Genomic DNA, 18,069 nt, shown 5'->3' with positions numbered 1-18,069 from the left:
GCGCGTTCGGTGGTCTTGTGGGTCGGGGCCGGGTCGGGGGGTGTCCGTCCTCGGAACGGCGCGGAATCGGTTGGCCGAGATGTGCCGGCGTTGACGCGCCAACCGCTGCGGGCGGACACCCCCCGACCCGTCCCCTTCCCGCCGTACGCGGCTGGCCGCCGTCCCGCCCCCGGCTCACGCCGTTCCGCCGCGCCGTCCTAGCTGCGCGCTCGCGCACACGCCGGGCGACCAGGCAACGCCGGACCAGCGGGGCCGCCCCCGCACACGCCGGGCCGGGGCACGCCCCTTACTCGGGCCCCGCATCCTCCTTCGGCACCGGCGGAGCCGTGGGGCGGAGCTTCAGCCAGGCCAGGAAGAACACCCCGAGGGCCAGCATCCCCACCCCGGTCCACAAGTTGATGTTCACCCCCTGCGCCTTGTCGATCTCCTCGTCGGACGCCACGAAGCCCGCGATCGTCACGATGACGCCGTAGACGACGAACAGCCCCCCGATGATCCGCCGGATGTCGAACAGCCGCGCGGCCGTGGCGGACTTGGTCTCCAGCTCGGAGACCTCCTCCTGGACGTTCTTGTCGGAGTAGGAATCGGACATGCTCTCTCCATCCTCCCGCGTCACAACGAGAACGGGATGTAGCAGGCGGCGGCCAGCACGACCGCGCCCCAGCCCAGCAGCGCCGGCTTGCGGTACCACGCGTCGTCGCCCTTGGCGGGCGGCTCGGCCATGCCGGGGGAACGGGTGCCGTAGACCAGGCCCTGGAGGTCCTCCGCGGGCTTGGGCTCGGTGAACAGGGTCACGGCGACCATGACGACGGCCCCGGCGACGAAGCCGGCGATCGCCGAGACGAAGTTGGCGCCCTGGTCGGAGGGGATGTCGATGATGCCCTGCTTGTAGATCCAGAAGTAGTTCAGCATCGCGGTCACCGTGCCGGCGAGCAGGCCCCAGAAGCCCGACTTCATCGACGCGCGCTTCCAGAACATGCCGATGATGAAGACCACGAACATCGGCACGTTGAAGAAGGAGAACAGCGTCTGGAGGTAGCTCATGATGTTGGAGAACGACGACGCCAGGAACGCCGTGCCGATCGACGCCAGGACGCCGATCGCCGTGATCAGGCGGCCGAAGCGGACGTAGTAGGAGTCCTCGCGGTCCTTCACCACGTACTTCGCCCAGATGTCGGTGGTGAACACCGTGTTGAAGGAGGAGACGTTGGCCGCCATGCCCGCCATGAACGCGGCGAGCAGGCCGGTCACCGCGATGCCCAGGACGCCGTTGGGCAGCAACTGCTGCATCAGGTAGGGGATCGCGTCGTTGTACTGGAGGTCCGATCCGGGCGTGCCGATCTTCGGGACGAGGACCGCGGCGACCAGGCCCGGGATCATCACCAGGAAGACGATGAAGATCTTCGGGAACGCGGCGATCAGCGGCGTGCGCTGGGCCGCGGAGAGGTTCTTCGCCGACAGGGCGCGCTGCACCTCGGCGAAGTTCGTCGTCCAGTAGCCGAAGGAGAGCACGAAGCCGAGGCCCAGCACGATGGTCAGCCAGTTGGCGCCGAGCGGGTTGGCGTTGCCGATGCCGGTGCCGCCCCAGGACGTCACGAAGTCCGCGCCGTGGGACCGGGTCAGGGAGTCCGACAGGCCGTCCCAGCCGCCGACCTTGCGCAGGCCGAGGACGGTGATCGGGATGAGCGCCGCGAGGATCACGAAGAACTGCAGGACCTCGTTGTAGATCGCCGAGGAGAGGCCGCCCAGGGTGATGTACGCGAGGACGAAGAAGCCCGCGACCACGATGGCCACCCACTCCGGCCAGCCGAGCAGCGCCTCCACGACGATGGCGAGGGCGTAGAGGTTCACACCGGCGATCAGAACGGCCGCGAAGGCGAACAGGATCGAACTCAGCAGATGTGCCGCTCTGTCGAAGCGCAGCAACAGGAATTCGGGCACCGACCGGACCTTGGAACCGTAGTAGAACGGCATCATCACCAGGCCGAGGAAGACCATCGCCGGGATGGCGCCGATCCAGTACCAGTGGGTGGTGTAGACGCCGTACTGGGCGCTGTTGGCCGCCATGCCGAGGATCTCGGTGGCGCCCAGGTTGGCGGCGATGAACGCGAGACCGGTGACCCAGGCGGGCAGTGAGCGGCCCGACAGGAAGAAGTCCAGGCTGGTCCTGACCGAGCGGCGGGCGGCGAAGCCGATGCCGAGGACCACGGCGAAGTAGATCCCGAGGATCGTGTAGTCGAGCCAGTTGGTGGGGAGTCTGAGCTCCGCGGCCAGCAGTGTGGGGGTGTGCATACGAACTCGCTTCGTCGCGTGAACTGATCCGGTGCGGAACCTAAGCCTCCGCGTTCAGGGATTGAACACTCTCCTTGTAGTTCTTTGTTGGATTGTGATGTTCCATGTGGGGGGAGAGTGTGGTCTGTTATGTTTGATTGTGTTGGGTGATTGGGTGTGGGCGTAGAGGAGAGCGGCAGTGAAGAGGACCTCGACCCGGCTGGCCGACGGTCGTGAGCTCGTCTACTACGACCTGCGCGACGACACCGTGCGGGACGCCGTGGACCGCCGCCCGCTGGAGCGGACCGTCACCAGTTCCGAGATCCGCCGCGACCCGCTGCTCGGCGACGCGGTCGCCGTCGCCTCGCACCGCCAGGGCCGCACCTATCACCCGCCCGCCGACGAATGCCCCCTGTGTCCCTCGCGGGACGGCCGGCTGAGCGAGATCCCCGACTCCTCGTACGACGTGGTGGTCTTCGAGAACCGCTTCCCCTCGCTGGCCGGCGACTCCGGCCGCTGCGAGGTCGTCTGCTTCACCCCCGACCACCACGCCTCCTTCGCCGACCTCGGCGAGGAGCAGGCCGGGCTCGTCCTCGACGCCTGGACGGACCGCACCTCGGAGCTGTCCCATCTGCCCTCCGTCGAGCAGGTGTTCTGTTTCGAGAACCGCGGCACCGAGATCGGTGTGACGCTGGGCCACCCGCACGGGCAGATCTACGCCTACCCCTTCACCACGCCCCGCACCGCCCTGATGCTCCGTTCGCTCGCCGCCCACAAGGAGGCGACCGGCGGGGAGAACCTGTTCGACGCGGTCGTGGAGCGGGAACGGGCCGGCGAGCGGGTCGTCCTGGAGGGTGAGCACTGGGTGGCCTTCGTGCCGTACGCGGCGCACTGGCCGTACGAGGTGCACCTCTACCCCAAGCGGCGCGTGCCCGACCTGCTCGGCCTCGACGAGGCGGCGCGCGCCGAGTTCCCCCGGGTCTACCTGGAGCTGCTGAGGCGCTTCGACCGCCTGTTCGGGGAGGGGGAACCGCCCACGCCGTACATCGCCGCCTGGCACCAGGCACCGTTCGGCACGCTCCCCGGTCCGGACGGTGTCACGCGTGACGACTTCGCCCTTCACCTGGAGCTTTTCACGATTCGCCGTACGTCCGGCAAGCTGAAGTTCCTCGCGGGCTCCGAGTCCGGCATGAACGTGTTCATCAACGACGTGCCTCCGGAGCGCGCGGCCGGACGACTGCGAGAGGTAGCGAGTTCATGAGCGGTAAGTACCTGGTGACGGGCGGTGCGGGCTATGTCGGCGGCGTGGTCGCCCAGCATCTGCTGGAGGCGGGACACGAGGTCACCGTGCTCGACAATCTCTCCACGGGTTTCCGGGAGGGCGTCCCGGCGGGCGCGACGTTCGTCGAGGGCGACATCCGTGACGCCGCCAAGTGGCTGGACCCGTCCTTCGACGGAGTCCTCCACTTCGCCGCGTTCTCGCAGGTCGGCGAGTCCGTCGTGAAGCCCGAGAAGTACTGGGACAACAACGTCGGCGGCACCATGGCCCTGCTGGCGGCGATGCGCGAGGCGGGGGTGCGCCGGCTGGTCTTCTCCTCCACCGCCGCCACCTACGGCGAGCCCGAGCAGGTGCCGATCGTCGAGACCGCGCCGACCCGGCCCACCAATCCCTACGGCGCCTCCAAGCTCGCCGTCGACCACATGATCACCGGCGAGGCGGCGGCCCACGGCCTGGGCGCTGTCTCGCTGCGCTACTTCAACGTCGCGGGCGCGTACGGGGCGCACGGCGAGCGCCACGACCCCGAGTCCCACCTGATCCCGCTGGTGCTCCAGGTCGCGCAGGGCAGGCGCGAGGCGATCTCCGTCTACGGCGACGACTACCCGACGCCGGACGGCACCTGCGTACGCGACTACATCCACGTCGCCGACCTGGCCGACGCCCACCTGCTCGCCCTCGACGCGGCCGTCCCCGGCGAGCACCTGATCTGCAACCTGGGCAACGGCAACGGCTTCTCGGTCCGCGAGGTCATCGAGACCGTCCGCCGGGTCACCGGCCACCCGATCCCCGAGGTCGTGGCCCCCCGCCGGGGCGGCGACCCGGCCACCCTGGTCGCGTCGGCCGACACCGCCCGCGAGAAGCTGGGCTGGAACCCGACCCGCGCCGACCTCGCGGGGATCGTCGCGGACGCCTGGGAGTTCGCCCGGCGCAACGCCGAGTAGACAAGCGGAACGTGGACGGATACGGAAGGGCGAGGGGTCAGGCATGAGCGAGGCTGTCGCGCGGGCGGTCGGCGAACGGTTCCGGGAGCTGTACGGCGCGGACCCGCACGGGGTGTGGGCGGCGCCGGGCCGGGTCAACCTCATCGGCGAGCACACCGACTACAACGACGGCTTCGTCATGCCCTTCGCCCTGCCGCACACCGCGGTCGCCGCGGTCTCCCGGCGCGACGACGGCGTCCTGCGCCTGCACTCGGCGGACATCGGGCAGGGCGTCACCGAGCTGCGCGTCGCCGACCTCGCCCCCGGGACGGACACGTCCTGGACGGCGTACCCGGCGGGCGTGGTGTGGGCGCTGCGGGAGGCCGGTCACGAGATCACCGGCGCCGACGTCCACCTGGCCTCGACGGTCCCGTCGGGCGCGGGGCTGTCCTCGTCGGCGGCCCTGGAGGTCGTCGTCGCCCTGGCGCTGAACGACCTCCACGACCTCGGTCTGGGCGGCCGGCGGCTCGCCCGCCTGTGCCAGCGCGCGGAGAACGTCTACGTCGGCGCGCCGGTCGGCATCATGGACCAGACCGCGTCCGCGTGCTGCGAGGCCGGGCACGCCCTGTTCCTCGACACCCGCGACCTCTCCCAGCGCCGCATCCCCTTCGACCTCGCCGCCGAGGGCATGCGGCTGCTCGTCGTCGACACCCGCGTCGAGCACTCCCACAGCGAGGGCGAGTACGGCAGGCGCCGGGCCGGCTGCGAGAAGGGCGCGGCCCTGCTGGGCGTCGACGCGCTGCGGGACGTCCCGTACGAGGAACTGGACGCGGCGCTGGAGCGGCTGGGCGACGAGGACGAGGTGCGCCGCCTGGTCCGCCACGTGGTGACCGAGGACCGGCGCGTGGAGCGGGTGGTGTCGCTGCTGGAGTCCGGTGACCTCCGCGCCATCGGCCCGGTCCTCGTCGAGGGCCACGTCTCCCTGCGGGACGACTTCCGCGTCTCCTGCCCCGAACTGGACCTCGTCGTCGACACGGCGACGGGCGCCGGGGCCCTCGGGGCGCGGATGACCGGCGGCGGCTTCGGCGGCTCGGCGATCGTCCTGGCCGAGGCCGGTGACGTGGAGGCGATCACCAAGGCGGTCCAGGAGGCGTTCGCGGCGGCGGGCCTCCGCGCCCCCCGGGTGTTCGAGGCGGTGCCCTCGGCGGGCGCGCGGCGCCTCACGCCAGCCGTTTGACCAGCGTGTACTCCGTGATCCCCGGCGGATAGTCGGGGATCACGCACACCACCTCGTACCCCCGCCCGCGGTAGAACCCCGGCGCCTGGAAGTCCCACGTCTCCACGCGTGCCGCGGCGCACCCCCGCTCCTCGCGCGCGGCCCGTTCCGCCTCCTCCAGCAGCGCCGTGCCGAGCCCCGCTCCCCGGTGCCGCCCGTCCACCCACAGGTACGTCACGTGCAGCCACGTCGCCCAGGTGTGCCCGACGAGACCGCCCGCGAGGCCGCCGCCCCCGTCCAGGACCCAGACGTGCAGGGGGAACGCACGTTCGTGGGGGGTGCCGCGCAGGGAGCGCAGGACCGCGGAGGCGGCCGTGTTCGTCTCCTTCAGGCGGGCGCGCAGCAGATCCCGCCGTGCCTTGTCCACTTCTGTCACCAGACGGAACATGCGGCTCACCATAAACGCGCCCGGCTGTCAGTTCCGCAAACGGCCTTCCGCTCCCGGCACCCGCCCGTACTCTGAAGGACAGCACCGGTGGGGGCCGGTGCCGATCAGGGGGCGAGAGGGCCGGGTACGGCACCCGGGGCGGGGGTAGCGGTTACTGCACGGCGGCGACCGTGCGGCTGCGGCGACCCGTCCCCCGGTACCGCACGCGAGGACGTTCCAGGACGGACACGGGGGCGCGGGGCTCCGTGCCCGCGCCGGTGCCGCCTTTTGACGACGGACATCCCCTGCTCCTCGGGAGCTTGGGGAAGGGGGTTTCGTGGTGCGTATCCGAGTGCTGGTCGTGGACGACCACCGCATCTTCGCCGAGTCGCTCGCCGCCGCCCTGGCCGCCGAGCCGGACGTCGAGGTGTCCGCCGCCGGAAGCGGCCCGGCCGCGCTGCGCTGCCTGGAGCGGGCCGCGTCCGAGGGACGGCGGTACGACGTGCTGCTCGTCGACGCCGACCTGGGCGCACACGTGCCCGGCGCCCGGCCGGCCGTGCCCGTGCGGGAGGGCGACGCGGACGGGCTGGTGGACGGCATCTCACTGGTCGCCGGGGTGCGCTCGGCACAGCCCGGGGTGCGGATCGTCGTCCTCGCCGAGAAGGACGACCCCCGGCGGGCGGCCCTGGCGCTGGCGGCCGGTGCCTGCGGGTGGGTGGCGAAGGACTGCTCGCTGTCGCGGCTGCTCAGCGTCGTCCGGGGGGTGCTGCGCGACGAGACGCATCTGCCGCCCGCCCTGCTCACCGGCGTGCTGCGCGAGCTGACCGCCGCCCGCAAGCACCGCACGGAGAGCGAACGGCTGGTGGAGTCGCTGACCCCGCGGGAGCGGGAGGTGCTGCGCTGCATGGTCGCCGGGCTGGGCCGCAAGGCCGTCGCCGAGCGGCTGTACCTGTCCCCGCACACGGTGCGGACCCACATGCAGAACGTGCTGGGCAAGCTCGGCGTCCACTCCACGCTCGCCGCGGTGGCGCTCGCCCGGCGGGCCGGGGTGGGCCCCGTCGACCTGTCAGCCGGGGATGTTGTCGAACGGGGCGGTCAGCCGGCGTAGCAGCGCGGCCAGCTCACCGCGCTGGGCGCGGGACAGCTCGGCCAGGATCGCGCGCTCCTGGTCCAGCAGCCCGGACAGGGCCTGATCGGCGCGGTCCCGGCCCTCCTCGGTGAGCCGGACCAGCACGCCGCGCCGGTCGCTGGGGTCGGGCAGGCGCTCGACCAGGCCCTTCTTGGCGAGGCGGTCGATGCGGTTGGTCATCGTGCCCGAGGTGACCAGCGTCTGGGTGAGGAGCTGCCCCGGCGAGAGCTGGTACGGGGTGCCCGCCCGGCGCAGTGCCGTCAGGACGTCGAACTCCCAGGGTTCGAGCTGATGCTCGGAGAAGGCCAGCCGGCGTGCGCGGTCCAGGTGCCGGGCGAGCCTGCTCACCCGGCTCAGCACCTCGAGTGGTTCCACGTCGAGGTCCGGGCGCTCCCGGCGCCACGCTGCGACCAGCCGATCGACCTCGTCCTCCATGACGATCAGTGTAGTGGTTGTGTCGACATGAAGTCTCTTGATGTCGACTCTCTTGACGTCGAGAGAGTCCGGGCGTGAGGCTGGGTATCCGTCCCCTACGGCCGCCCCCTGGAGGCACCATGTCCGCGCCCGCCTGGGATCCCGCCCAGTACCTGCGTCACGCAGGCCACCGCGCCCGCCCCTTCGCCGACCTCCTCGCCAGGATCCCCGAGCTGCCCACACCACGCCCCCGCATCGCCGACCTCGGCTGCGGACCCGGCAACGTCACCACCCTGCTCACCGCCCGCTGGCCCACCGCCCGCGTCACCGGCCACGACAACTCCGCCGAGATGCTGGACCGCGCCCGGGAGCACGCCGGGCCCACCGCGAAAGGCGGCCACCTCGGCTTCGCCCGCACCGACGCCCGCACCTGGACCCCCGCCGAACCGCACGACCTGATCATCAGCAACGCCACCCTCCAGTGGGTCCCCGGCCACACCGAGCGGTTCGCCGACTGGATCGCCGCCCTGCGACCCGGAGGCACCTTCGCCTTCCAGGTGCCCGGCAACTTCGACGCCCCCAGCCACCGCCTGATGCGCGACCTCGCCGGCAGCCCCCGGTGGCGCGGACGCCTCGCCGGCACCCTGCGCCACGACGCCGTCCACACCCCGAGCGCCTATCTGGAGCGGCTGACCGGCCTCGGCTGCGCGGCGGACGTCTGGGAGACGACGTACCTCCACCTGCTGGCCGGAGAGGACGCCGTCCTGGACTGGGTCACGGGCACGGGCCTGCGCCCCGTCCTCACCGCCCTCGCCGACGACCCCGAGGCCCGGGACGCCTTCGTCGACGAGTACCGGACCGCCCTGCGCGAGGCCTACCCGCCCGGCCCGCACGGCACCCCGTTCCCCTTCCGCCGCGTCTTCGCCGTCGCCACCAAGGAGGCCTGAACCGCGCACCCGCCGGCTGACCGGGGGACGGGCTACGCCTTGCGGTGGCCGATCAGGCGCGGCTTCGGCTCCAGACCGTCCAGCCCGTGCCAGGCCAGGTTCACCAGGTGCGCCGCCACCTCCGCCTTCTTCGGGCGGCGCACGTCCAGCCACCACTGACCCGTCAGCGCCACCATGCCCACCAGCGCCTGCGCGTACAGCGGGGCCAGCTTCGGGTCGAAACCGCGGTTCTTGAACTCCCGGCCCAGGATGTCCTCCACCTGGGTGGCGATGTCCGAGATCAGCGAGGCGAAGGAACCCGTCGACTGCGGGATCGGGGAGTCCCGGACCAGGATGCGGAAGCCGTCCGTGTACTCCTCGATGTAGTCCAGGAGGGCGAACGCGGCCTGCTCGCACAGCTCACGCGGATGCCCGGCGGTCAGCGAGCTGGTCACCATGTCCAGCAGCCGCCGCATCTCGCGGTCCACCACCACCGCGTACAGGCCCTCCTTGCCGCCGAAGTGCTCGTACACCACCGGCTTGGACACCCCGGCCTTCGCCGCGATCTCCTCCACCGAGGTGGCCTCGAAGCCCTTCGCGGCGAAGAGGGTGCGACCGATCTCCAGCAGTTGCTGGCGACGCTCGGCACCGGTCATCCGGGTACGGCGCGCACGCCGCGGCTTGTCATTGCTGGGAGTGCTGGAGTCGGTCGCCACGGCGACCATCATGCCGCCTCGACGGTTTCCCTCCGGCGGCGGGAGCCGCCTTCCTCCCTGTTGCGACGCGAATCGATACGCGAGCGTGACGGCCAGCGCACGTCGTACGCCCAGCCCAGCCGCTCGAACCAGCGGATCAGACGGGCGCTCGAATCGACCTGCCCGCGCATCACCCCGTGCCGCGCCGACGTCGGGTCGGCGTGGTGCAGGTTGTGCCAGGACTCACCGCAGGACAGGACCGCCAGCCACCACACGTTGCCCGAACGGTCCCGCGACTTGAACGGACGCTTGCCCACCGCATGGCAGATCGAGTTGATCGACCACGTCACGTGATGCAGCAGAGCCACACGAACGAGCGAACCCCAGAAGAACCCGGTGAACGCACCCCACCAGGACATCGTGACCAGCCCGCCGATCAGCGCCGGCAGCGCCAGCGACACCACCGTCCACAGCACGAACTGGCGCGAGATCGCCCGCAGAACCGGGTCCTTGATCAGATCCGGCGCGTACTTGTCCTGCGGCGTCTGCTCCTCGTCGAACATCCAGGCGATGTGCGCCCACCACAGGCCCTTGATCAGGGCCGGAACCGTCTCGCCGTACCGCCACGGCGAGTGCGGGTCGCCCTCGGCGTCGGAGAACTTGTGGTGCTTGCGGTGGTCGGCGACCCAGCGGACCAGCGGCCCCTCGACCGCCATGGAACCCGCGATCGCCAGCGCGATCTTCAGCGGCCGCTTCGCCTTGAACGAACCGTGGGTGAAGTGACGGTGGAACCCGATCGTGATGCCGTGGCAGCCCAGGAAGTAGAAGAAGACCAGCAGGCCCAGATCCAGCCAGCTCACCCCCCACCCCCACGCCAGCGGCACCGCCGCCACCAGCGCCAGGAACGGGACGGTGATGAACAGCAGGAGGGTGATCTGCTCGATCGAACGCTTCTGCTCCCCGCCCAGCGTGGCGGACGAGGCGGAACCGTCGTCGGGAGCCTTCGGAGCGTCTGGAATCACATCGGAACTCGTGGTCATGCGCGTCCTCTGGGGGGTCGAGGGTGATGGCCGGTGCCGGGCTGCGGAACGCCACGGAAGCAACGCACGGTTTCCTACGGTTCCGTAACCTACGGCGACGTAAGTATGGCAGCGCGTCGTCCCGCGGCAAGAGCCCCAGAACCTGCGCGTCCCGGTCGACACCTATCCTGGAGAGCGGTCGGACAGCGCGGTCCGCTCAGTTTTCTTCCCGGACGTCCGGTCCCGTAAGCGGCGCCCGCCGCGCGAGACGCCGTCCGGGTTCCCTCCAGACGAGCTTCAACACTGCAAGGAGCCGCACCTGTGAGCAGTGCCGACGACCAGTCCGTGTCCCAGGCGACCACCAGCAGCGAACTGCGGGCCGACATCCGCCGACTGGGCGACCTCCTCGGAGAGACCCTGGTGAGGCAGGAGGGCCCCGAGCTGCTGGACCTCGTCGAGAAGGTACGCCGACTCACCCGAGAGGACGGCGAGGCAGCCGCCGAACTGCTGCGCGGCACCGAACTGCAGACCGCGGCGAAGCTGGTCCGCGCCTTCTCCACCTACTTCCACCTCGCCAACGTCACCGAGCAGGTGCACCGCGGCCGCGAACTGCGCGCCCGGCGTGCCACCCAGGGCGGACTGCTCGCCCGGACGGCCGACAGCCTCAAGGACGCCGACCCCGACCACCTGCGCGAAACGGTCCGCAACCTCAACGTGCGCCCCGTCTTCACCGCGCACCCCACCGAGGCAGCCCGCCGCTCCGTCCTCAACAAGCTGCGCCGCATCGCCGCACTCCTCGACACCCCCGTCATCGAGTCCGACCGGCGCCGCCTCGACACCCGCCTCGCCGAGAACATCGACCTCGTCTGGCAGACCGACGAACTGCGCGTCGTACGCCCCGAACCCGCCGACGAGGCCCGCAACGCCATCTACTACCTCGACGAACTCCACGCCGGCGCCGTCGGCGACGTCCTCGAGGACCTCACCGCCGAACTCGAACGCGCCGGCGTCGGACTTCCCGACGACACCCGCCCGCTCACCTTCGGCACCTGGATCGGCGGCGACCGCGACGGCAACCCCAACGTCACCCCCCAGGTCACCTGGGACATCCTCATCCTCCAGCACGAGCACGGCATCAACGACGCCCTGGAGATGATCGACGAACTGCGCGGCTTCCTGTCCAACTCCATCCGCTACACCGGAGCGACGGACGAACTCCTCGCCTCCCTGGACGCCGACCTCGACCGGCTCCCCGAGATCAGCCCCCGCTACAAGCGCCTCAACGCCGAGGAGCCCTACCGCCTCAAGGCCACCTGCATCCGGCAGAAGCTGGAGAACACCAAGCAGCGCCTCGCCAAGGGCACCCCCCACGAGGAAGGCCGCGACTACCTCGGCACCGCCGAACTCCTCGCCGACCTGCGCATCGTGCAGACCTCCCTGCGCGAACACCGCGGCGCCCTCTTCGCCGACGGCCGGCTCGCCCGCACCATCCGCACCCTGGCCGCCTTCGGCCTCCAGCTCGCCACCATGGACGTCCGCGAACACGCCGACGCCCACCACCACGCCCTCGGCCAGCTCTTCGACCGGCTCGGCGAGGAATCCTGGCGCTACGCCGACATGCCCCGCGAGTACCGCACCAAGCTCCTCGCCAAGGAACTGCGCTCCCGCAGGCCCCTCGCCCCCACCCCCGCGCCCGTCGACGCCGCCGGCGACAAGACCCTCGGCGTCTTCAGGACCGTCAAGCGCGCCCTCGAGGTCTTCGGCCCCGAAGTCATCGAGTCCTACATCATCTCCATGTGCCAGGGCGCCGACGATGTCTTCGCCGCCGCCGTCCTCGCCCGCGAGGCCGGCCTCGTCGACCTCCACGCCGGCTGGGCCCGGATCGGCATCGTCCCCCTGCTGGAGACCACCGACGAACTCAAGGCCGCCGACACCATCCTGGAGGACATGCTCGCCGACCCCTCCTACCGGCGCCTGGTCGCCCTGCGCGGCGACGTCCAGGAGGTCATGCTCGGCTACTCCGACTCCTCCAAGTTCGGCGGCATCACCACCAGCCAATGGGAGATCCACCGCGCCCAGCGCCGACTGCGCGACGTCGCCCACCGCTACGGCGTACGCCTGCGCCTCTTCCACGGCCGCGGCGGCACCGTCGGCCGCGGCGGCGGCCCCACCCACGACGCCATCCTCGCCCAGCCCTGGGGCACCCTCGAGGGCGAGATCAAGGTGACCGAACAGGGCGAGGTCATCTCCGACAAGTACCTGATCCCGTCCCTCGCCCGCGAAAACCTCGAACTGACGGTCGCCGCCACCCTCCAGGCCTCCGCCCTGCACACCGCGCCCCGCCAGTCCGACGAGGCCCTCGCCCGCTGGGACGCCGCCATGGACGTCGTCTCCGACGCCGCCCACACCGCCTACCGCAAGCTGGTCGAGGACCCCGACCTGCCGACGTACTTCCTGGCCTCCACCCCGGTCGACCAGCTCGCCGACCTGCACCTGGGCTCGCGGCCCTCCCGCCGCCCCGGCTCGGGCGTCTCGCTCGACGGACTGCGCGCCATCCCGTGGGTCTTCGGCTGGACCCAGTCCCGGCAGATCGTCCCCGGCTGGTACGGCGTCGGCTCCGGACTCAAGGCCCTGCGCGAAGCCGGCCTGGACACCGTCCTGGACGAAATGCACCAGCAGTGGCACTTCTTCCGCAACTTCATCTCCAACGTCGAGATGACCCTCGCCAAGACCGACCTGCGCATCGCCCAGCACTACGTCGACACCCTCGTCCCCGACGAGCTGAAGCACGTCTTCGACGCCATCAAGGCCGAGCACGACCTGACCGTCACCGAGATCCTCAAGGTCACCGGCGAGGACGAACTCCTCGACGCCGACCCGGTCCTCAAGCAGACGTTCGCCATCCGCGACGCCTACCTCGACCCGATCTCCTACCTCCAGGTCGCCCTCCTCGGCCGCCAGCGCGAAGCCGCCGCCAAGGGCGAAGAGCCCGACCCGCTGCTCGCCCGCGCCCTGCTCCTGACCGTCAACGGCGTCGCCGCCGGCCTGCGCAACACCGGCTGACCCGCACCCCCTACCGGCACGACGGTGCCCCCGCGCTCACCACGAGCACGGGGGCACCGCCGTATCCACGTCACACCGCGACGAACGCCGCCGTCAGCAGAGCCACCCCCGAACCGGCCATCACCCACGCCGCCCGCGTCCGCCGCAGACCGCCCGCCACCACCACCGACGCCAGCAGCAGAGCACCCCCCAACGGCACCCACGCGTACAACACCCCGGCCGGACCCGAACGCACCACGTCATCACTGCCCGGCTTCACCACCACCGAGTACGTCCGCCCCCGGGACACAGCCACCGAATCCTCGATGACGACCCGCTCCCGCGCCGGCACACCCGCCGACGCCGGCACGAACGGACCACTGCACGAACCGCCCCCGCACCGCGCCACCTCGACCGTGCCCTGCTCACGCCCCTTGGTCAGCAGCACGTGCTGCGCCGTACCCCACGACGCCCACACCCCGGCGATCAGAATCAGCGCCGCCACCGTGCCCATCGACACGACCCGCCCGAACCGCAGCACGGCACGGGAGGCACGGGAGGCCTGACGAGGACGGGCAGCGGCGACGGCTGAGGCAGGCATGGCCGGGATCATTGGCCATACCCGCGCGGCCGGTCAACCCGCCCGGGCGGCAAGCACGGACAAGTCAGGAGTTGTACGTCCCCTGCGCCCGCTCCAGCCCCTCGATCACCAGACACTCCACCGCGTCCGCCGCACGGTCCACGAAGTAGTCCAGCTCCTTGCGCTCCGCCGACGAGAAATCCTTCAGCACGAAATCCGCCACCGGCATCCGCCCCGGCGGCCGGCCGATCCCGAACCGTACCCGGTGATAGTCCGCACCCAGCGACTTCGTGATCGACTTCAGCCCGTTGTGCCCGTTGTCCCCACCACCCAGCTTCAACCGCAGCACCCCGTAGTCGATGTCCAGCTCGTCGTGGACCGCCACCACGTTGGCCACCGGCACCTTGTAGAAGTCCCGCAGCACCGTCACCGGACCACCCGACACGTTCATGTACGACATCGGCTTCGCCAGGACCACCCGACGGTTCGCCGGCCCCGGCGGACCGATCCGCCCCTCCACCACCTGCGCCTGCGCCTTGCCGTGCCGCTTGAACCGCGCCCCGAGCCGCTCCGCCAGCAGATCCACCACCATGAAACCGACGTTGTGCCGGTTGCCGGCGTAATCGGGGCCCGGATTGCCGAGACCGGCCACCAGCCAGGGCGCACCCGCGTCCGTCGTCACGTCCATGTCTCCTTCATACCCGTGCCCGCATACACGTCGGCCGCTGCCCCGCACCGGAACAGCGGCCGACCCACGATGACCGTGAAAAGGGGACGATCAGGCCTCGGCGGCCTCTTCGCCCTCACCCTCGCCCTCGGCCGGGGCCTCCTCGGCCTGCGCGGCCAGGACCTGCAGCACCACGGCGTCCTCGTCCACGGCCAGCTTCACACCGGACGGCAGCGTGATGTCCTTGGCCAGGACCGAGGCACCGGCCTCCAGACCCTCCACGGACACCGTCACCTGCTCGGGGATGTGCGTGGCCTCGGCCTCGACCGGCAGCGCGTCCAGGACGTGCTCCAGCAGGTTGCCGCCCGGGGCCAGCTCGCCCTCGGCCTGCACCGGGATCTCGACCGTCACGGTCTCGCCGCGCTGGACGAGCTGCAGGTCGACGTGCTCCAGGAAGCCCTTGATCGGGTCACGCTGCACGGACTTCGGGATCGCCAGCTCGTTGGTCTTGCCGTCGATGTCCAGCGCGATCAGCACGTTCGGCGTACGCAGCGCCAGCAGCAGCTCGTGGCCCGGAAGCGTCAGGTGGATCGGGTCGGAACCGTGACCGTACAGAACACCCGGAACCTTGTTGTCGCGGCGGATACGGCGCGCGGCACCCTTGCCGAACTCGGTGCGCGTCTCGGCGGCGAGCTTCACCTCGGACATGATCACTCCTCGTAGAGGTAGAAACGGACGGGGTCACCCGGCCACGAACGGCCTGCTACGAAGAGCGCGTCGATAACGGACCACCACACCCGAGAAAAACGGGCACGGCCTCCCTCGCCGAGCAACCTCAGCAGTCTACTCGGAGAGGAAGGCCGCACCCAAAACGATCTCCCGGGCACCGCCCGGACAGCAGAACCCTTACTGCTCGTCGAACAGGCTCGTCACCGAACCGTCCTCGAACACCTCACGCACCGCACGCGCGATCGTCGGCGCGATCGACAGCACCGTGATCTTGTCCAGCTCCAGCTCGTTCGGCGTCGGCAGCGTGTTCGTGAACACGAACTCACTCACCTTCGAGTTTTTCAGCCGGTCCGCCGCCGGACCCGACAGCACACCGTGCGTCGCCGTCACGATGACATCCTCCGCACCGTGCGCGAACAGCGCGTCCGCCGCCGCACAGATCGTGCCACCCGTGTCGATCATGTCATCGACCAGCACACAGATCCGGCCCTCCACGGAACCGACGACCTCGTGCACCGTGACCTGATTCGCCACGTCCTTGTCCCGGCGCTTGTGCACGATCGCCAGCGGCGCACCCAGACGGTCGCACCACCGGTCCGCCACCCGCACCCGGCCCGCGTCCGGCGAGACCACCGTCAGCTTGGAACGGTCCACCTTCGCGCCCACGTAGTCCGCCAGCAGCGGCAGCGCGAACAGGTGGTCCACCGGGCCGTCGAAGAAGCCCTGGATCTGGTCCGTGTGCAGATCCACGGTCAGAATCCGGTCCGCACCCGCGGTCTTCATCAGATCCGCGATCAGACGCGCCGAGATCGGTTCACGCCCCCGGTGCTTCTTGTCCTGCCGCGCGTAACCGTAGAACGGCACGATGACGGTGATGGAGCGGGCCGACGCGCGCTTCAACGCGTCGATCATGATGAGCTGCTCCATGATCCACTTGTTGATCGGCGCCGTGTGGCTCTGGATCAGGAAGCAGTCCGCACCGCGCGCCGACTCCTGATACCGCACGTAGATCTCGCCGTTGGCGAAGTCGAAGGCCTTCGTCGGGACGACCCCGACCCCCAACTGCTGGGCGACCTCCTCGGCAAGCTCGGGGTGGGCGCGGCCGGAGAAGAACATCAGCTTCTTCTCGCCGGTCGTCTTGATCCCGGTCACAGCACTTTCTCCTCAGAGGTTTCGCAGCTGAGCGTCACAGACTCTTCCGGCTGGGTGCGGGAGGCGTCTCAGCTGGTGGGGTGCGGATGTGCACTTATCACGGTACGCCGTGTTCGACGCGCCGGTTTCCGGTCAGCCTTCGCCACCGGACTCCCGGGACACCGCCTCGGCCGCCTTCGCCGCCGCGCTCCCCGGACGCTTACGGGCCACCCAACCCTCGATATTCCGCTGCTGGCCACGGGCGACGGCCAGCGAACCGGGCGGCACATCCTTCGTGATCACCGAGCCGGCGGCGGTGTAGGCACCGTCCCCGACCGTGACAGGTGCCACAAACATGTTGTCCGAACCCGTCTTGCAGTGGGACCCGACGGTCGTGTGGTGCTTGCTCTCCCCGTCGTAGTTCACGAACACGCTCGCGGCACCGATGTTCGTGTACTCGCCGATCGTCGCGTCACCCACGTACGACAGGTGCGGCACCTTCGTCCCCTCGCCGATCGACGCGTTCTTCGTCTCGACGTACGTACCGACCTTGGCCTTCAGCCCCAAACGCGTCCCCGGACGCAGATACGCGTACGGGCCCACGCTCGCCTCCGGACCCACCTCGGCACCGAGCGCCACCGTGTTGTCCACCCGCGCGCCGGCACCCACGCGGGTGTCCGTCAGCCGGGAGTTCGGGCCCACCTCGGCACCCTCCGCCAGATGCGTGGCGCCCTGGAGCTGCGTGCCCGGATGCACGACGACGTCCTGCTCGAACGTCACCGTCACGTCGACCCACGTCGTCGCCGGGTCGACCACCGTCACGCCGGCCAGCATCGCCCGCGTCAGCAGCCGGTCGTTGAGGATCCGGCGGGCCTCGGCGAGCTGCACCCGGTTGTTGATCCCCGCGATCTCCCGGTGGTCCCCGGCCACGGAGGCACCGACACGGTGACCGGCCTCGCGCAGGATGCCGAGCACGTCCGTGAGGTACTCCTCGCCCTGACTGTTGTCCGTCCGCACCTTCCCGAGCGCGTCCGCGAGCAACTGCCCGTCGAACGCGAACACCCCGGAGTTGATCTCGCGGATCGCCCGCTGCGACTCGGAGGCGTCCTTGTGCTCCACGATCGCGGTGACGGCGCCCGAGGCCCCGTCCCGCACGATCCGGCCGTACCCCGTCGCGTCCGGCACCTCCGCCGTCAGTACGGTGACCGCGTTCCCGTCGGCGGCGTGGGTCGCGGCCAGGGCGCCCAGCGTCTCGCCGGTCAGCAGCGGGGTGTCGCCGCAGACCACGACGACGGTCCCGTCCACCGCGCCGCCCAGCGCCTCCAGCCCCATCCGCACGGCGTGCCCGGTGCCGTTCTGCTGCTCCTGCACGGCGGTGCGCACGTCCGGGGCGACCTCGGCGAGATGGGCGGTCACGCGCTCACGGGCGTGCCCCACGACGACGACCAGGTTCTCGGGCTCCAGCTCGCCGGCGGCGGCGAGCACATGGCCGACGAGGGAACGTCCGCACAGCTCGTGCAGGACTTTCGGTGTGGCCGATTTCATACGGGTGCCCTCACCCGCTGCGAGAACGACGACGGCTGCCGGGCGAATGGCGCTCACGGGATGCCCTTCGGCTTTGAGG

17 protein-coding genes are annotated in these 18,069 nt (G+C 70.6%); 6 read left to right on the top strand and 11 right to left on the bottom strand.

The features are described from left to right. Positions 1-286: 286 nt before the first annotated feature. Complete coding sequence (locus ACH499_RS31050; RefSeq protein WP_356198611.1) at positions 287-592, bottom strand: hypothetical protein; 306 nt, start codon at positions 590-592, stop codon at positions 287-289. Positions 593-612: 20 nt separating this feature from the next. Then, entirely contained in the window at positions 613-2,292 is a 1,680-nt protein-coding gene (locus ACH499_RS31045; protein ID WP_356198610.1) for a sodium:solute symporter family protein, read from the bottom strand. A 178-nt stretch (positions 2,293-2,470) separates the two neighbouring features. Between ACH499_RS31045 and galT the strand changes: the two genes are divergently transcribed. The 3 genes from galT to galK are packed head-to-tail and all read left to right on the top strand — an operon-like array spanning position 2,471 to position 5,707. Then, positions 2,471-3,532: a galactose-1-phosphate uridylyltransferase gene (gene galT / locus ACH499_RS31040; protein ID WP_399020029.1), complete on the top strand. Its 1,062-nt coding sequence runs from the start codon at positions 2,471-2,473 to the stop codon at positions 3,530-3,532. Continuing rightward, entirely contained in the window at positions 3,529-4,491 is a 963-nt protein-coding gene (gene galE, locus ACH499_RS31035) for a UDP-glucose 4-epimerase GalE (protein ID WP_365602364.1), read from the top strand. Before galT ends, galE begins: the two co-directional genes overlap by 4 nt. A gap of 43 nt (positions 4,492-4,534) precedes the next feature. Next, the gene (galK, locus tag ACH499_RS31030; RefSeq protein WP_399020027.1) at positions 4,535-5,707 is read left to right on the top strand and encodes a galactokinase; all 1,173 of its coding nucleotides are present in this window, start codon (positions 4,535-4,537) and stop codon (positions 5,705-5,707) included. Here the strand turns inward: galK and ACH499_RS31025 are convergent. Next, positions 5,691-6,146 carry a GNAT family N-acetyltransferase gene (locus ACH499_RS31025; protein WP_356198605.1) on the bottom strand — a complete coding sequence of 152 codons (456 nt, stop codon included), beginning with the start codon at positions 6,144-6,146 and terminating at the stop codon, positions 5,691-5,693. The genes galK and ACH499_RS31025 overlap by 17 nt on opposite strands. Before the next feature lie 304 nt (positions 6,147-6,450). Here ACH499_RS31025 and ACH499_RS31020 point away from each other — a divergent pair, with 304 nt between their 5' ends. Next, entirely contained in the window at positions 6,451-7,221 is a 771-nt protein-coding gene (locus ACH499_RS31020) for a response regulator transcription factor (protein ID WP_356198604.1), read from the top strand. On the opposite strand, the gene tamR is transcribed toward ACH499_RS31020, so the two are convergent. Beyond that, positions 7,180-7,677, bottom strand: coding sequence for a MarR family transcriptional regulator TamR (gene tamR, locus ACH499_RS31015; protein WP_356198603.1), 498 nt, complete (start codon positions 7,675-7,677; stop codon positions 7,180-7,182). The genes ACH499_RS31020 and tamR overlap by 42 nt on opposite strands. Before the next feature lie 119 nt (positions 7,678-7,796). Here tamR and ACH499_RS31010 point away from each other — a divergent pair, with 119 nt between their 5' ends. After that, positions 7,797-8,603: a trans-aconitate 2-methyltransferase gene (locus tag ACH499_RS31010; RefSeq protein ID WP_399020024.1), complete on the top strand. Its 807-nt coding sequence runs from the start codon at positions 7,797-7,799 to the stop codon at positions 8,601-8,603. Positions 8,604-8,635: 32 nt separating this feature from the next. Here the strand turns inward: ACH499_RS31010 and ACH499_RS31005 are convergent, their stop codons facing one another. Then, on the bottom strand, positions 8,636-9,310 hold the full coding sequence (locus tag ACH499_RS31005) for a TetR/AcrR family transcriptional regulator (RefSeq protein ID WP_356198601.1): 675 nt from the start codon (positions 9,308-9,310) through the stop codon (positions 8,636-8,638). Beyond that, positions 9,307-10,317, bottom strand: coding sequence for a fatty acid desaturase (locus ACH499_RS31000; RefSeq protein WP_356198599.1), 1,011 nt, complete (start codon positions 10,315-10,317; stop codon positions 9,307-9,309). The genes ACH499_RS31005 and ACH499_RS31000 overlap by 4 nt, the downstream gene beginning before the upstream one ends. Positions 10,318-10,617: 300 nt before the next feature. Here ACH499_RS31000 and ppc point away from each other — a divergent pair, with 300 nt between their 5' ends. Next, on the top strand, positions 10,618-13,359 hold the full coding sequence (gene ppc, locus ACH499_RS30995) for a phosphoenolpyruvate carboxylase (protein WP_356198598.1): 2,742 nt from the start codon (positions 10,618-10,620) through the stop codon (positions 13,357-13,359). A gap of 70 nt (positions 13,360-13,429) precedes the next feature. Here the strand turns inward: ppc and ACH499_RS30990 are convergent, their stop codons facing one another. The 5 genes from ACH499_RS30990 to glmU form a co-directional block, all read right to left on the bottom strand. Continuing rightward, a complete protein-coding gene (locus tag ACH499_RS30990; RefSeq protein WP_399020021.1) occupies positions 13,430-13,951 on the bottom strand; it encodes a hypothetical protein in 522 nt (173 codons plus the stop codon). A 52-nt stretch (positions 13,952-14,003) separates the two neighbouring features. Further along, entirely contained in the window at positions 14,004-14,606 is a 603-nt protein-coding gene (gene pth, locus ACH499_RS30985; protein WP_356198595.1) for an aminoacyl-tRNA hydrolase, read from the bottom strand. Between the two features lie 90 nt (positions 14,607-14,696). Continuing rightward, on the bottom strand, positions 14,697-15,293 hold the full coding sequence (locus ACH499_RS30980; RefSeq protein WP_399020018.1) for a 50S ribosomal protein L25/general stress protein Ctc: 597 nt from the start codon (positions 15,291-15,293) through the stop codon (positions 14,697-14,699). Between the two features lie 198 nt (positions 15,294-15,491). Beyond that, positions 15,492-16,466 carry a ribose-phosphate diphosphokinase gene (locus tag ACH499_RS30975; RefSeq protein WP_356198591.1) on the bottom strand — a complete coding sequence of 325 codons (975 nt, stop codon included), beginning with the start codon at positions 16,464-16,466 and terminating at the stop codon, positions 15,492-15,494. A gap of 132 nt (positions 16,467-16,598) precedes the next feature. After that, positions 16,599-18,047: a bifunctional UDP-N-acetylglucosamine diphosphorylase/glucosamine-1-phosphate N-acetyltransferase GlmU gene (gene glmU / locus ACH499_RS30970; RefSeq protein ID WP_399020015.1), complete on the bottom strand. Its 1,449-nt coding sequence runs from the start codon at positions 18,045-18,047 to the stop codon at positions 16,599-16,601. Positions 18,048-18,069: the final 22 nt, after the last annotated feature.

The sequence above is a fragment of the Streptomyces sp. NPDC018947 genome (assembly GCF_044390505.1).
Classification (GTDB): Bacteria; Actinomycetota; Actinomycetes; order Streptomycetales; family Streptomycetaceae; genus Streptomyces.
The sequence above is the reverse complement of the archived record's forward strand: the minus strand, read 5'-3'. Positions and strand labels throughout refer to the sequence as shown.